Below are 13742 nucleotides of genomic sequence, written 5' to 3'. Positions count from 1 at the left end.
GTAAACTTGACGAAAACAGTCAGGAACAACCGGAAAGAGGATCGGGGAAAACCCGAAAGAAATCTTGGCCTTGCCATGTGGCTGGGCCGCAAGGAGCTTGCATGAGACTCACCACCAAAGGCCGCTTTGCCGTCACCGCGATGATCGACCTGGCCCTGCGCCAGAACAACGGTCCCGTCACGCTGGCGGCGATCAGTCAGCGCCAGCAGATTTCGCTGTCTTACCTGGAGCAGCTGTTCGGCAAGCTGCGCCGTCACGAGCTGGTCGAATCCACCCGTGGGCCCGGCGGCGGCTACACGCTCGGTCGCAAGGCCACGGACATCACCGTGGCCGACATCATCGTGTCGGTCGATGAGCCCATCGATGCGACGCACTGCGGCGGCAAGGAAAACTGCGGTGCCGATGGTGGCCGCTGCATGACGCACGAGCTGTGGGCGCAACTCAACCAGCGTATGGTCGAGTTCCTCGATTCCGTGACGCTGCAGAAACTGGTCGACGACCAGCTGGCCAAGGGCATCCAGATCGAAGACAAGCCCGCCGTGAAGCGGGCGATCTCGCCGCAGCCCGTGGTCAAGCCGATCCGCGTGAACGCGCCGAACTCGGTCTTCGCGCTCGGAAACTCCTTCGCGAAGAGCTGAGCGCGATCAATCCCGTCTCTGGAAGAACCCTGAAAAACTGATGGACATGACCCCGCATTTCCCCATCTACATGGACTACGGCGCGACGACGCCGGTGGACCCGCGCGTCGTCGACGCGATGATTCCGTGGTTGCGCGAGCACTTCGGCAACCCGGCGTCGCGAAGTCACGCCTGGGGCTGGGAAGCGGAAGAAGCCGTCGAGAAGGCGCGCCAGCAGGTTGCGGACCTGATCAATGCGGACCCTCGCGAAATCGTGTGGACTTCCGGCGCGACCGAATCGGACAACCTGGCCATCAAGGGCGCCGCGCATTTCTACAAGACGCGCGGCAAGCACCTGATCACCGTCAAGACCGAGCACAAGGCTGTGCTCGACACGATGCGCGAGCTGGAGCGCCAGGGCTTCGAGGTGACCTACCTCGAGGTGAAGGAAGACGGCCTGTTGGACCTCGACGCGCTGAAGGCCGCGATCCGGCCCGACACCATCCTGATCTCGGTGATGTACGTGAACAACGAGATCGGCGTGATCCAGGACATCCCCACGATCGGCGCGCTGTGCCGCGAGAAGGGGATCATCTTCCACGTCGATGCCGCGCAGGCGACGGGCAAGGTGCAGATCGACGTCAGGAAGACGCCGATCGACCTGATGAGCCTGGCCTCGCACAAGACCTACGGACCCAAGGGCATCGGCGCGCTGTACGTGTGCCGCAAGCCCCGCGTGCGGATCGAGCCGCAGATGCACGGCGGCGGCCACGAGCGCGGCATGCGCTCGGGTACGCTGCCCACGCACCAGATCGTCGGCATGGGCGAGGCGTTCCGCCTGGCCAAGCTCGAGATGGCGAAGGACGGCGAGAAGGCGCATGCGTTGCAGACGCGCCTGCTCGAAGGCCTGAAGGACATCGAGCAGGTGTTCATCAACGGCAGCATGGAGCCGGGACGCCGGGTGCCGCACAACCTGAACATCAGCTTCAATTTCGTCGAAGGCGAATCGCTGATCATGGGCATCAAGGGCGTGGCGGTGTCGTCGGGCTCCGCCTGCACGTCCGCGTCGCTGGAGCCGAGCTACGTGCTGCGCGCGCTGGGGCGCAGCGACGAGCTCGCCCATTCGAGCCTGCGCATGACCATCGGCCGCTTCACGACCGAGGAAGAGATCGATTACGCCGTCAAGGCCATCCGCGAGACCGTCGCTCGCCTGCGCGAACTCTCTCCGTTGTGGGAGATGTACCAGGACGGCGTGGACATCTCCACGATCCAGTGGACGGCGCATTGACGCACAGAAGTTAGGAGAACAGACATGGCTTATTCCGAGAAGGTCGTTGATCACTACGAAAACCCGCGCAACGTCGGTTCCTTCGACAAGGGCGACGAGACCGTGGGCACCGGCATGGTGGGCGCGCCGGCCTGCGGCGACGTGATGAAGCTGCAGATCAAGGTGGACCCGAGGACCGGCGTCATCGAAGATGCGCGCTTCAAGACCTACGGCTGCGGCTCGGCGATCGCGTCCAGCTCGCTCGTGACCGAGTGGGTGAAGGGCAAGACGCTGGATGAAGCCGCTACGCTGAAGAACAGCCAGATTGCCGAGGAACTCGCGCTGCCGCCGGTGAAGATTCACTGCTCGATCCTGGCCGAAGACGCGATCAAGGCGGCCGTCGCCGACTACAAGAAAAAACATGCGGCCTGACCAATCGGTCCGTCTGGAAAAGATGGCGATCACCTTGACCGAGGCGGCGGCGCGCCACGTCACGAAGTACCTGGCCAAACGCGGCAAGGGCTTCGGCGTGCGCCTGGGCGTGAAGACCACCGGCTGCTCGGGCCTGGCCTACAAGCTCGAGTACGTCGATGAGCCCGCCCCCGAGGACCTCGTGTTCGAGCAGCACGGCGTCAAGGTGCTGGTCGATCCCAAGAGCCTCGCCTACATCGACGGCACGCAGCTGGACTTCGTGCGCGAGGGCCTGAACGAGGGCTTCAAGTTCAACAACCCGAACGAGCGCGATCGTTGTGGCTGCGGAGAGTCGTTCCGGGTGTGAATCTCCAGGCCAGTGATTACGAGCTCTTCGGCCTTCCCGAACGGTTCGCGCAGGACGCTTCGACCATCGACGCGCGCTGGAAGGAGTTGCAACGCGAGGCGCATCCCGACCGTTTCGCGGCGCAGGGCCAGGCTGCGCAGCGCATCGCGATGCAGTGGTCGGTGCGGATCAACGAGGCCTACAAGCGCCTGAAGGACCCGCTCAGGCGGGCCGCCTATCTGTGCGAGCTGCGCGGCTCGCCGATCGAGGCGGAGAACAACACGGCGATGCCGCCCGAGTTCCTGGTGGAGCAGATGGCGTGGCGCGAGGAGCTGGACGAGGCGCACGACGCCGAGGACCTGGACCGGCTCGACGAGGAACTGCATGCCGCACGGCGCGAAGCGCTGCAGCGCATCGAGGAGGCGCTGGACCGCGAGCACGACGCACGGGCTGCGGCGCAACAGGTGAGAGCCCTCATGTTCATCGAGCGTTTCGGCCACGACGTGCAGGCGCGCTTCGAGCAACTGGGACAATAGAGGCGATGTCGCTCCTGCAGATTTCCGAACCCGGCCAGTCGCCCGACCCCCACCAGCGGCGGATTGCCGTGGGCATCGACCTGGGCACCACGCACTCGCTCGTCGCAGCCGTGCGCAATGGGGTCGCCGAATGCCTGCCGGACAACGATGGCCGCGTGCTGCTGCCGTCGGCCGTGCGCTATCTCGAGCACGGCAAGCGCGAGATCGGCTACGACGCGCTGCAGTCCCAGTCCGATGACGCAGAGAACACGATCGTGTCGGTCAAGCGCTTCATGGGGCGGGGTCTGGCGGACATCGCGAACCGCGACAAGTTGCCCTATCGCTTCGTCGACAAGCCGGGGATGGTGGTCCTCGACACGCGCGAAGGCGAGAAATCGCCCGTCGAGGTGAGCGCCGAAATCCTCGCGACGCTGCGTTACCGCGCCGAGGACACGTTCAACGACGACCTGTACGGCGCGGTGATCACCGTGCCCGCGTACTTCGACGATGCGCAGCGTCAAGCCACGAAGGACGCGGCAAAGCTTGCCGGCATCAACGTCCTGCGCCTGATCAACGAGCCGACGGCGGCGGCCATCGCGTATGGCCTGGACAACGCCTCCGAGGGCGTTTACGCCGTGTACGACCTGGGCGGCGGCACCTTCGACATCTCGATCCTGCGCCTCACGAAGGGCGTGTTCGAGGTGATCGCGACGGGTGGCGATTCGGCCCTGGGCGGCGACGATTACGACCGCGCGCTGGCGGATTGGTTGCTGGCGAAAGCGGGCGTTCCGGCGACCCGTGCGCGCGACAAGTCGGCCGTGAAGGTCGCGGCGCGCACGGCCAAGGAGAAGTTGTCGGGCGAAACGTCTGTCGTCGCGCACATCGACGTGGACGGCCGCGGGTACGACATCGAGGTACACCGCACTGATTTCGAGTCGGTGACGCGCGAGCTCACGGCGCGCACCATTGCCGCCGTGCGCAAGGCGTTGCGCGATGCCAAGCTGTCGAAGGACGAGGTCAAGGGCGTCGTGCTGGTCGGCGGCGCCACGCGCATGCCGCAGATCCGCGCGGCCGTGGCACAGTTCTTCGGCCGGGAGCCGCTGACCAACCTCAACCCGGACGAGGTCGTGGCACTGGGCGCCGCGATCCAGGCCAACCAGCTCGCTGGCAACAACGCTTCGGGCGACCTGCTGCTGCTCGACGTGATCCCGCTCTCGCTCGGCATCGAGACGATGGGCGGGCTGGTGGAGCGCATCGTCCACCGCAACGAGACCATTCCCACCGCCAAGGCGCAGGACTTCACCACCTACAAGGACGGCCAGACCGCGATGGCGATCCACGTGGTGCAGGGCGAGCGCGACCTGGTGCAGGACTGCCGCAGCCTGGCGCGGTTCGAGCTGCGCGGCATTCCGCCGATGGCCGCCGGCGCGGCCCGCATTCGCGTGACCTTCACGGTCGATGCGGACGGCTTGCTGTCCGTCAGCGCGAAGGAACAGGCCAGCGGCGTCGAGGCGCGCATCGACGTGAAGCCTTCGTATGGCCTGTCGGACGACGAGATCGCGCGCATGCTCAAGGACAGCTTCGCGACCGCCGAGCAGGATATGAAGGCGAGGGCGCTGGCGGAAGCGAAGGTCGAGGCCGAGCGAATGCTGCTGGCGACCCGGAGTGCACTCGGCGCCGATGGCCACCTGCTGACGCCGGAAGAACGGGCCCATGTCGACGCGTTGATGGCATCGCTGCGCGCCATCGCCGAGAACTCCACCGAGGCGGAAGCGATCGAGGCAGCTACGCAGGCCTTGGCCAAGGGCACGGAAGAATTCGCGGCAAGACGCATGAACAACAGCATCCAGAAAGCGCTGGCGGGCAAGAACGTGGAAGCGATCTGAACATGGCCACCATCAAGATCCTTCCGCACGCCGAATACTGTCCCGAGGGCGCCGAAGTCAAGGCGCCGCCGGGCACGTCGATCTGCGAGGCGCTCCTGGACAACGGCATCGCGATCGAGCATGCCTGCGACATGAGCTGCGCCTGCACGACCTGCCACGTCATCGTGCGTGAAGGTTTCAATTCCCTGAACGAGATGGACGAAAACGAGGAAGACCTGCTCGATCGCGCCTGGGGCCTGGAGCCGAACTCGCGGCTTTCGTGCCAGGCGATCGTCGCGCAGAAGGACCTGGTCGTCGAGATCCCGAAGTATTCGATCAACCACGCGAAAGAAAAGCACTGACGCGGCCATAATCGCGCGGTGCGCCAGATCGTCCTCGACACCGAAACCACGGGCCTTTCCGCCGAGGCCGGCGACCGGATCATCGAAATCGGCTGCGTCGAGCTCGTCGCCCGCAAGCTCACGGGCAACAACAAGCATTTCTACCTGAACCCGGAGCGCGACAGCCACGAGGATGCGCTCAAGGTGCACGGCATCAGCAACGAATTCCTGCGCGACAAGCCGAAGTTCGCGCAAGTCGCCGACGAACTGCTCGAATACCTCGCCGGCGCGGAAATCATCATCCACAACGCGGCATTCGACGTCTCGTTCCTGAACAAGGAGCTGGAGTTGCTCGGGCGCAGCCCGATCACGGGCCTCGTGGGCCGGGTGACCGACACGCTGGCGATGGCCAAGGAGCTGTATCCCGGCAAGCGCAACAGCCTCGATGCGCTGTGCGACCGGCTCGGTGTCGACAACTCCGGCCGCACGCTGCACGGCGCGCTGCTGGATGCGGAGCTGCTGGCCGACGTCTACATCAACATGACGCGGGGCCAGGACGCGCTGCTGATCGACGTGGCCGCGGACAGCGCGATTGCCGGCATTCACACGCGCGTGGACCTGCGCCAGTTCACGTTGCCCGTGCTGCTCGCGAACGACCAGGAGTCCGCGGCGCACGAAGAGGTGCTGAAGCAGTTGGACAAGGCGAGCGGCGGCAAGACCCTGTGGCGGAATCCTGCCCAGCCTATGGCATAATGCGGGGCTCTCGCGCAAGCGAAACGGGTGATTAGCTCAGCGGTAGAGCACTGCCTTCACACGGCAGGGGTCACATGTTCGATCCATGTATCACCCACCATAAAAATCAATAACTTACGGCACCTTTAGGTGCCGTTTTCGTTTGCGGTACGGAAACCGTATGGAATCGAGCTACTGGTTTGACCGCTGCAGTGGTCCAAGCCCGGTGGCCCGTAAAGGGCGCGTTGAGGTCGGTCCACGATGACCAAGCCGCTTTCGACCCTGTTGCGCCCGACGCTCAGCGCAGTGGGGGACGAGATGTCATTCGCTGGCCTCGAGCGCATGCAGCTTGCCGGCCGCAGGCGATGAGTGATTCAGCGATGGAAGTGCAAGCCGATGACATTCGTGAACGTGCAGCGGCCACAGGCGAAATGCCTGGCTGAGACATGGCGTTGGGTGTGAAGGTGCGCACGACGTCGACTGGGCAGCGGATTGTCGTCAAGGCAGCGGCCAAGTAGCGCTCCTCAGCGCTGCCGCGACATGTGGGGTTCGCGACGCAACGCCCGCTGAGCGGCCCACCAAAGAGGCAAAGGCTTTCCGGGGGAGGCTTTTGAAAGTCAAGCATTTGTCTGCGTTGGTGGCCCCCGACTCAGACGAAAATCGGTACAGGAACTAGAGATCGAGGCTCCCTAGGCAGAGGGTGCAGTGGGAGCAGATGCTGCACTTGTTGAATCAGTTTTAGCACTCGTTCCTCGCACAGTGCTCAGAGCCTTCTCGGCCAATTTCAGGATGCTGTCCTTGAAGTTGGGTACTGTCTGTAGAGCGTCCCGAACTGTCGGCGAGTTAATCGCTTCATGTGCGGGGCTCCCGTAATCGCTGTGATCGGTTACTAGTCTCAGCGGGGGTTCTTCAAGGCGAGTTAGGGCAGAACTGAACAAGCGTTTCTCAAGTTCCTGGTCTAGTCGCGCGGCCTCGCGCCTATAGCCCTCATAAGCTTTGGCGACAGATGCCTTGAAGCCATAGTCCTCAGCCAAACGGAACCGCTGCGCGATCTGTTTCGTTGCCACCCAACCGAACCACAGAGGTGCTCCGACGCTGAGGAGGGACAAGATCGCCTGCATGAGGATGATCCCCCACTTCGGGTCTGTGCCCGCCATCGAGTCCGATAGAACCTTCACTCGCTCCGCACCGAGATATGTGGCGGCAATAAGCGCGGCGAGGAGTCCTAGTACCCATACCCACATCGAGAATGCGATCTTGAAGGCTCGCTGATCGAATGCAGCTGCGAGACCCTTGGTCGTAGTGATTCGGTACGCCTGCTCACACTGCTCGACCAGTTTCGCGGCTTCTTCTTCTTTTGCCTTTACTTGCGCCGCGAGCTGAGTGACCTCCTTGGCTCGCTCGTCTAGTTTCCCATACAGCTCAGCCGCGTCACTGGCAAATCTATCAACCTTTTTTCGCGCCTCGGCTAGATCGTGCAAGTCCGTCGGGAGATGTTCGGCCGCTTCTGTCGCGGCCTCGATCTGGGAGATCTGCGCGCGCAGACGTTCGGCATCAGGCGCGAGCGAGTCGATAGTGGCTTGATAAGTCCGAAGGCGACGAGCCATCGGCGCAGGCATCGCCCTGTTTTCAGGATTCGGTGCCCAGCCGACTAAAGGCCTCAATAACCCCGTGAGGCCGACAAGCGTCTCAACATAGGGTGGAATAGCTTGAATCCCGTTCCCGTTGAACATGTGCGGAACGGTGTCGGTATGGAGCAACTTCAAGCGTCGCGGAAAATCTTCCAAGGTCGTTGCAAGCGGCTCGTCCACATCTTCTGAGCCAGCATCCCGGATGCTTTGGGCGAGCCCCGAGGCTAGCGCTGCGAGATCATGACGTGTCAGAGCAGGGTACTGCCATCCCTGAACTTCCTTAAGCGTTCGATTTTCGGTCCAGGAAGCGAGCACGCGTGCAGATAGTTCGTCGAGCGCATCGCATAGAGTTTCAAGATTCGGATCCACTACCGCCCCCCTTTTTTTCGCCCCCGGCCAAGTAACACGGGGGCCTACAAATACAAACACCTTGATGGTAGAGGATCGCGAGCCGTAGGTCATCCGCAGCTTGTAGGGACTCCGGCGTCGCGATGGAGGATCTCGCGCGGCCCGCGCACGAAACTGCTGATGGTGCAACCGGAGCCACGAAGCGGTACTTGCGCTGGTTCGTAGGCGACGCTCGGGCGGCTTGCGGTGATTCGCGGGAAAGAGGCGCACTGCTGGCGGCAGTAGCAGAAAGGAAATGGGCACCGCGCAGGTGCCCATTTCTAGTCATGTTTGGCTCCCCGACCTGGGCTCGAACGACGGACCTACGGATCCGCCCTGCCGCTTACTGCAAGCGGCCAGGGCGGATCCGCACCAACCGATGGCAGATCCGCCGTCTGCGGCTTGACCAAGGCAGGCCAGGCGCGACACTCCCGGCATGTACGAATTCACTCCCTGCCTCCTGCCAGCAGGGATGGCGAGAGCGCCCATCTCTGAGGCGTCGTGCGAGTACGCACAGAGTACGGTGCTGCCGGGTGAGTCTGCCCCATCTGCTCGAACAGTTCGACGATGTTCGGGTCGAGACCCGTTGGCAGCCATCTCGACGCATCCAGAGTTAGATTGGCGCGGCCGCCCCCCAGGCGGGAGATGCAATTCCGGTACAAGCCGCAGCAGTCGCCAAACTCCACTCGGCTGTCAAAGCGGGAGGTGGTCGAGCGCTTTGAAAAATTCTGAAGGCCTCATCTCCAAGGCACGAATGATCTTGAAGATGTTCAGCAAGGCCAGGTTGTGCTCGCCGCGCTCAATGCCGCCCATGTAGCTGCGATCGATACCACACAGGTCTCCGAACGCCTCTTGCGAGTAGCCCCGCTTCTGCCTGGCTGCTCTAACAGCGCTGCCAAAAGCCACGAGCTCCTTGCGCCTGCTCTTCGCTTCGGGGTCCCGGGATGCCATCCCGAATCATTGGCCGTTGCGCGTTAAATAACCACGGGCTATCATTACACGGGATATAGTTACCTGTACACCATCATGACGAGCGAAGCGACCTCCGAAAATCACGCTACTCCGGCAGCAATACTGTGGGGCCGTCACATAGTTGGAATCGTCGCAGTGTCTGCCGCAGCCCACGCGGTGACATACGGCCAGCTCCTTGGTTCGGCGGGGCTTGATTGGATCATCAAGCTCGGGCTTCTTCTCGCGAGCGCAGCCGCCGGGGCCGGCCTATGGCACCTGTTCTTCACGGAAAGAAGCAGGGGGCACTTTCCAGCAAATTGGGCGCGCCTCGCCTGGGTTTTTGTGGTGCTGGTGGCCATAGGCGATTGGAAATCCACCGAACCACGGATTGCCCGCCAATCGGCCTTTGGTCACGAACCCCTCGGCGCTTCCGCTCACGCAACGCCAGCGAGAGGAGAACGAAAGGTCGACGAAGTGCGCCGCCTGAAACCGGCGTATCAAGGCCTCTCAGATGCAGAAATTGTTCGCGCCGTGTCGATGGAATATCCAGACGTTCCGATTGAGAAGATCGCTGCCGATCTCGGAGTTTCTATGCCACCGAATCGGTGAGTAGCCCGAGACGCCAACTCTTGAGCCGCAGTGGGATCCAGGGAACCAGCATTCCCGGCCTGCCTTGAGCGATAGGGAAACCTTGAAGCCCAACGGCCTTGCGTGGCGAGCATTCCCCGCGCAGGGGACGCATTCGAAAAGCGGAACTCGATCGCGTCAGGGTTTGATCACGAACGCCCAATCCGAATACGTCTGGGCGTTCTCAAACCGCTCATACGCTGCCGCAAACCCCGCCGCCCTCAACGGTTGCTGCGACGATCGGCTGCGCACTCCGATGATTCCTCCCGGGCCAGCCACAACGTCCCAGTCCGCAGCTCCCGTCATCGGATCCGGATGTAGCCGGCGCAAATGTTGGCGCGGCGTTGCAAAGCGCTGATCCACAAGCAATGCCTCCAGCGAAGGTGGCAGGCTGCGCGAACCACCCGGCGGAACGGTGTTGTAGTAGGCCAGGATCGCCCGGCGGAACTGGTCGCCAACGAATAGCAACTGTTCTTCCTTCTCGCGCCGGCGAGCTTGCTGGTAGGAGCTGACGAGGCTGCTGGCCGCCAATGTGGTCACCAGGATGAACACCAGCATGGCCAGAAGGACGAGGCCCGAGGAGCCGGAGCGCGGCGCTCGCTGCATGGCGTTCACCAGTCCGCCACGCGGCTGCCATCCAGCGCTGTCTTCGCAGACCGCGAGGCCACATCGAACACATCGCTGCCACCCGTGAAGTCGTCCGGGGATGCACCGTAGCTGCGCGTGCGCCAGGTCTGCGCATCGGAGGCCGATGCGTCTTCGAAAAAGGGATCGCGCGGCAGGCGCCGCAGGAACATGACGGGTGTCGAGTTCGCCGCGAAGGCCGCCGATCGCGGCACGCCCGTGACCAGGACGTCCAGGCTGCGCGGGTAGCCGGACGAACCGGTGGGTTTGTCGATCAAGCCTGAATCCGCGGCGGCCTTGTATTCGTCCAAGGCATGACGGATGGTGCGAAGTGCGACCCGCAGCTGTGCCTCTTTCGCGCGCTGCTCCATGACGGTCGCCATCGGCAGGACGATGGCCGCGGCGATCCCCACCAGTGCGAGCGTGACCAGCAGCTCGATCAGGCTGAAGCCGCGCTGATTCATGGGGTGCTCGAGGCAGCAGGCATCGCGGCGGGCGCGGCCACGTCGTACACGCCGGCCTCGCCCGCTGGCGAGGCCACGGCAGTCCATCCGTCCGTGCCGGACACCGGGTCGCGCGGGACGGCGCGCAGGTAGCCGCGCTGCACCAGCTCGGGCAATTCCTTCGGATAGCGGCCCTGGTCGGCCCGGAACTTGTCGATGGCGTCACGCAAAGTCGACAGGTTCTGCGCGCGCACTTTTTCCTTGGCGGTCTCGGTGCTGCCAAGCAAGCGCGGCACGGCGATCGTGAGCAGCAGCGCGATGAGTGCGAACACGATCAGCAGTTCGATCAGCGTGAAACCTCGCGTTCTTCGCACAGGCTCACCTCGACGCCGGAGATCTCGGCACCATGGCCGGAGGCGGCGGCAAGGGCGAGCCGGCGGGTGCGTACGTCCCACCTGGTCCCGCTGCGGGTGCTGGCGTCGGTGCTGGATTGAACAGCACGCCATTTGCCGCTCCTGGTTGCGCACCCGCGGAACCGGGCATAGGCAACGGGGCGGGAATGCCAGCGGGCGCCGCGGCCGCTCCCCCCTGCGCCGGCACGTATTTCAGCTGCGACAGCGGCTCGGCGAGGATCGGCTTGTCGCGCAGAACGTTCAAGGTCCCCGAGAACATGCTGCGCGCTTCCGGCGACCGGTCCGGCAGGTTGCGCACGATGCGAGGGGTGATCGCCAGGACGATCTCGCTGTTCGTGCTGGAGCCCTCGTTGTTCCCGAAGAGCCGCCCCACGATCGGCAGGTGTCCCAAGCCCGGAATTTTGGACGCCGTGTTGCGGTCCTGGTCGGTGATCAGGCCGCCCAGGATCTGGGTCTCCCCATCCTTGAGCCGCAGGTTGGTATTGGCGTTGCGCGTGCCGATCTGGTAGGAGCGGCTGCCTTGGCTGTCCGTGAACTCCGCGGCGATGTTGCTCACCTCGAGCGAGACCTTGATGCCCACTTCGTTGTCGGCATAGACCTGTGGCTCGAACTCCAGCTTCAGGCCCACATCCTGGTAGCTCACGCTGCCCGTGACGACCGACGAGCCGGTGGTCAAGGGCGTGACGGTATTGGTGATCGTGGGCACGCGGTCGCCGATCATGATCTTGGCCTTCTCGCGATTGCGCGCGCGGATGCGTGGACTGGCCAGCAGCTTGGCGTCGATGTCCTGCAACTTGAAATTCAGCGTGGCCGCCAGCGGGGTCACCAGCAGGTCGTTCGTGCGCAGCGCCTTGAGCGCACCCAGCGTGAGCGAGCCGGCGCTGCCCGGCGTCGAGACCGTGAAGGTGGTGGGCGGCTGGATGCCCAGGTTGCTGCTGCGCGTGCTGCTCACTTCCAGGATCTCGACCTCCAGCATGATTTCCGGGTCGGCCACGTCGTGTACGGCGATCAGTTTGGCCGCCAGATTGAGCTTTTCCGGGGTGTCGCGGATCACGAGCACGCCGCTGCGCTCATCGGCCGCCACCTCGCGCAGCTTGAGCATGGACTTCAGCATGGTGCTCAGGTAGCGGATGTCGGCATTCGTGATCTGGAAGGAGCGGATCGACAGGTCCTCGTACTCGGCCTTCTTGGAGTCGGTGGAGGGGTAGACGATCACGGTGTTGCCGTTCATCAGGCGCCGCTCCAGCTGGTTCTGCATCAGGATGAAGTCGATCGCGTCGGCGACGGCGATGTCCTTCACGAAGATAGTGACCGGCACGTTGGGCTTGACCTCGCGATCGAGCAGCACGTTCAGTCCGGTGGCGCGCGACAGCGACTCGAAGACCGTGCGCAGTGGCGCATTGTTGAACTGCAGCGTGACCGGTTTTTCCAGCAGGGGCTTGGCCGCCAGCGCCTTGGCGCGTTCGATCTCGCTGGCGCTCAGCGCGTCCGCGGCGGCTTCCTTCAGCTTGCGTGCGCGAGCGTTGTCCGCATGGGTCTCCAACACCTGCCTGGCCCGGTCCAGAGCGAGTTCCGCCTTGCCTTGCGTCAGGTACGTTTCGCCATCGGCCAAGAGCTTCACATTGCGAACGTCCTGCGGAATCTGGGCCAAGCCTGCCAGCGCCTTGGCGTTGCCGCGGTCCATCTTGGCGGCCCGCTCCAAGGCCGCCTGGGCTTCGGCAAGCTTGCCCTGGTTGCGCAGGGCCTGCGCATTGGCGAGCACGTCCTGCACGGTGTCCTCTCGGCGCAGCAGGTAGTCGAGCTTGTATTCCGCGTTGGTTGGCGCCAGGCGCGTGGCCTTCTCGAGCGACTCGATGCCTTCGTCGGGCTTGTCCACCTTCAGCTGCAGCTGGCCTTTGGCGTGTTCGTAGCTGGCGCAGCTGGCCAGGGCGGCCGCACAGGCGGCGGCGAGGATCGTCGGAAACGGCGCAGGAAGGCGCGGGAGATGGGGCATGGTGTTAGGGAGCGAGCGGCAGCGACTGGCGCTGCATCAACGGCAGGTAGGTGAACTCGATGCGCTGTGGCGTGATCGATTCCACCCGGTAGGTATTGCCCAGCGACTGTCCCGCGCGCACGACGAGCAGCTCTTCGCGCTGCTGCAGAAAGGCCACGGGCTGGCCCCCGGTGACATCCGCGCCCGCGAGCGATCCGATCGCCACAAAGGGCAGCGGTGGCGCCATCGGCGCCGGAGGAGGTGGCGGCGGGGGCGGTGCGGCGACCACTTGCTTCACTTTCCTGGACGGCGGCTTGGCAGCGGGAGCGATGGGCGCGCCGAGCGCGGCCGGTGCACCCAGGTTCAGCGTCCCGAAGGGATTGAAGGCCACTTGCGCATCGAGCCTGACGGGCTGCGCGGGCGGTCCCGGCAATTGAGCAGCTTGAGGTGAGGACGCCGTCTTCGCCGCCGCACGTACGGCGGGCGCGACCACCTCGTCATCCAGGTCGGCGGCATGGGGTGCGCGCAGGGCCACGCCCACGCCGAATGCGGCGATCGCGGCCGCTGCGGCGATGCCGGCCTTCTGCCATTTGGCCATCC

General features: G+C 64.1%; 16 protein-coding genes and 1 tRNA gene. 10 read left to right on the top strand and 7 right to left on the bottom strand.

Features of this window, described 5'->3' with window-relative positions; translation table 11 throughout:
- Positions 1 to 101: 101 nt before the first annotated feature.
- The 9 genes from iscR to AC3EF3_RS10595 all read left to right on the top strand — a co-directional run bounded on the left by iscR (position 102) and on the right by AC3EF3_RS10595 (position 6215).
- The gene (gene iscR / locus AC3EF3_RS10635; RefSeq protein WP_488532125.1) at positions 102 to 638 is read left to right on the top strand and encodes a Fe-S cluster assembly transcriptional regulator IscR; all 537 of its coding nucleotides are present in this window, start codon (positions 102 to 104) and stop codon (positions 636 to 638) included.
- A 40-nt stretch (positions 639 to 678) separates the two neighbouring features.
- The gene (locus tag AC3EF3_RS10630; RefSeq protein ID WP_488532124.1) at positions 679 to 1905 is read left to right on the top strand and encodes an IscS subfamily cysteine desulfurase; all 1227 of its coding nucleotides are present in this window, start codon (positions 679 to 681) and stop codon (positions 1903 to 1905) included.
- Positions 1906 to 1929: 24 nt separating this feature from the next.
- Positions 1930 to 2316 (top strand): Fe-S cluster assembly scaffold IscU, encoded by a 387-nt coding sequence (gene iscU, locus AC3EF3_RS10625; protein WP_488532123.1) that lies wholly within the window; start codon positions 1930 to 1932, stop codon positions 2314 to 2316.
- 22 nt (positions 2317 to 2338) lie between these two features.
- Positions 2339 to 2662 (top strand): iron-sulfur cluster assembly protein IscA, encoded by a 324-nt coding sequence (iscA, locus tag AC3EF3_RS10620; protein WP_488533768.1) that lies wholly within the window; start codon positions 2339 to 2341, stop codon positions 2660 to 2662.
- On the top strand, positions 2659 to 3177 hold the full coding sequence (gene hscB, locus AC3EF3_RS10615; RefSeq protein WP_488532122.1) for a Fe-S protein assembly co-chaperone HscB: 519 nt from the start codon (positions 2659 to 2661) through the stop codon (positions 3175 to 3177). Before iscA ends, hscB begins: the two co-directional genes overlap by 4 nt.
- 5 nt (positions 3178 to 3182) lie before the next feature.
- The gene (gene hscA, locus AC3EF3_RS10610) at positions 3183 to 5042 is read left to right on the top strand and encodes a Fe-S protein assembly chaperone HscA (protein ID WP_488532121.1); all 1860 of its coding nucleotides are present in this window, start codon (positions 3183 to 3185) and stop codon (positions 5040 to 5042) included.
- 2 nt (positions 5043 to 5044) lie between these two features.
- Complete coding sequence (gene fdx, locus AC3EF3_RS10605) at positions 5045 to 5383, top strand: ISC system 2Fe-2S type ferredoxin (RefSeq protein WP_488532120.1); 339 nt, start codon at positions 5045 to 5047, stop codon at positions 5381 to 5383.
- A gap of 18 nt (positions 5384 to 5401) precedes the next feature.
- Positions 5402 to 6115: a DNA polymerase III subunit epsilon gene (gene dnaQ, locus AC3EF3_RS10600; RefSeq protein ID WP_488532119.1), complete on the top strand. Its 714-nt coding sequence runs from the start codon at positions 5402 to 5404 to the stop codon at positions 6113 to 6115.
- A gap of 25 nt (positions 6116 to 6140) precedes the next feature.
- Positions 6141 to 6215, top strand: a tRNA-Val gene (locus tag AC3EF3_RS10595).
- Positions 6216 to 6783: 568 nt separating this feature from the next.
- Here the strand turns inward: AC3EF3_RS10595 and AC3EF3_RS10590 are convergent.
- Both AC3EF3_RS10590 and AC3EF3_RS10585 read right to left on the bottom strand, forming a co-directional pair.
- Complete coding sequence (locus AC3EF3_RS10590) at positions 6784 to 8187, bottom strand: hypothetical protein (RefSeq protein ID WP_488532118.1); 1404 nt, start codon at positions 8185 to 8187, stop codon at positions 6784 to 6786.
- Positions 8188 to 8805: 618 nt separating this feature from the next.
- Entirely contained in the window at positions 8806 to 9063 is a 258-nt protein-coding gene (locus AC3EF3_RS10585; RefSeq protein ID WP_488532117.1) for a helix-turn-helix domain-containing protein, read from the bottom strand.
- Between the two features lie 156 nt (positions 9064 to 9219).
- Here AC3EF3_RS10585 and AC3EF3_RS10580 point away from each other — a divergent pair, with 156 nt between their 5' ends.
- Positions 9220 to 9672, top strand: a complete 453-nt coding sequence (locus AC3EF3_RS10580) for a hypothetical protein (RefSeq protein ID WP_488532116.1) — start codon at positions 9220 to 9222, stop codon at positions 9670 to 9672.
- 156 nt (positions 9673 to 9828) lie between these two features.
- Here AC3EF3_RS10580 and AC3EF3_RS10575 read toward each other — a convergent pair whose 3' ends face one another.
- From AC3EF3_RS10575 to AC3EF3_RS10555, 5 genes are read right to left on the bottom strand one after another with little or no spacing between them, the layout of a single operon-like run.
- Positions 9829 to 10305 (bottom strand): type II secretion system protein, encoded by a 477-nt coding sequence (locus tag AC3EF3_RS10575; protein ID WP_488532115.1) that lies wholly within the window; start codon positions 10303 to 10305, stop codon positions 9829 to 9831.
- Positions 10302 to 10778, bottom strand: a complete 477-nt coding sequence (locus tag AC3EF3_RS10570) for a type II secretion system protein (protein WP_488532114.1) — start codon at positions 10776 to 10778, stop codon at positions 10302 to 10304. Before AC3EF3_RS10570 ends, AC3EF3_RS10575 begins: the two co-directional genes overlap by 4 nt.
- Positions 10775 to 11131: a competence type IV pilus major pilin ComGC gene (locus tag AC3EF3_RS10565; protein ID WP_488532113.1), complete on the bottom strand. Its 357-nt coding sequence runs from the start codon at positions 11129 to 11131 to the stop codon at positions 10775 to 10777. Before AC3EF3_RS10565 ends, AC3EF3_RS10570 begins: the two co-directional genes overlap by 4 nt.
- A 4-nt stretch (positions 11132 to 11135) precedes the next feature.
- Complete coding sequence (locus AC3EF3_RS10560) at positions 11136 to 13163, bottom strand: secretin N-terminal domain-containing protein (protein ID WP_488532112.1); 2028 nt, start codon at positions 13161 to 13163, stop codon at positions 11136 to 11138.
- A 4-nt stretch (positions 13164 to 13167) separates the two neighbouring features.
- Complete coding sequence (locus AC3EF3_RS10555; protein WP_488532111.1) at positions 13168 to 13740, bottom strand: hypothetical protein; 573 nt, start codon at positions 13738 to 13740, stop codon at positions 13168 to 13170.
- Between the last annotated feature and the right edge of the window lie 2 nt (positions 13741 to 13742).

This window comes from Ramlibacter sp. GS1-15, assembly GCF_057785015.1.
The sequence above is the reverse complement of the archived record's forward strand: the minus strand, read 5'-3'. Positions and strand labels throughout refer to the sequence as shown.

Coding starts and splice junctions, on each gene's coding strand:
- AC3EF3_RS10630 (WP_488532124.1), top strand. CDS start 679: ATGGACATGACCCCGCATTTCCCCATCTACATGGACTACGGCGCGACG.
- AC3EF3_RS10570 (WP_488532114.1), bottom strand. CDS start 10,778: ATGAATCAGCGCGGCTTCAGCCTGATCGAGCTGCTGGTCACGCTCGCA.
- AC3EF3_RS10585 (WP_488532117.1), bottom strand. CDS start 9,063: ATGGCATCCCGGGACCCCGAAGCGAAGAGCAGGCGCAAGGAGCTCGTG.
- iscR (WP_488532125.1), top strand. CDS start 102: ATGAGACTCACCACCAAAGGCCGCTTTGCCGTCACCGCGATGATCGAC.
- AC3EF3_RS10555 (WP_488532111.1), bottom strand. CDS start 13,740: ATGGCCAAATGGCAGAAGGCCGGCATCGCCGCAGCGGCCGCGATCGCC.
- iscU (WP_488532123.1), top strand. CDS start 1,930: ATGGCTTATTCCGAGAAGGTCGTTGATCACTACGAAAACCCGCGCAAC.
- AC3EF3_RS10590 (WP_488532118.1), bottom strand. CDS start 8,187: ATGACCTACGGCTCGCGATCCTCTACCATCAAGGTGTTTGTATTTGTA.
- iscA (WP_488533768.1), top strand. CDS start 2,339: ATGGCGATCACCTTGACCGAGGCGGCGGCGCGCCACGTCACGAAGTAC.
- AC3EF3_RS10560 (WP_488532112.1), bottom strand. CDS start 13,163: ATGCCCCATCTCCCGCGCCTTCCTGCGCCGTTTCCGACGATCCTCGCC.
- fdx (WP_488532120.1), top strand. CDS start 5,045: ATGGCCACCATCAAGATCCTTCCGCACGCCGAATACTGTCCCGAGGGC.
- hscA (WP_488532121.1), top strand. CDS start 3,183: ATGTCGCTCCTGCAGATTTCCGAACCCGGCCAGTCGCCCGACCCCCAC.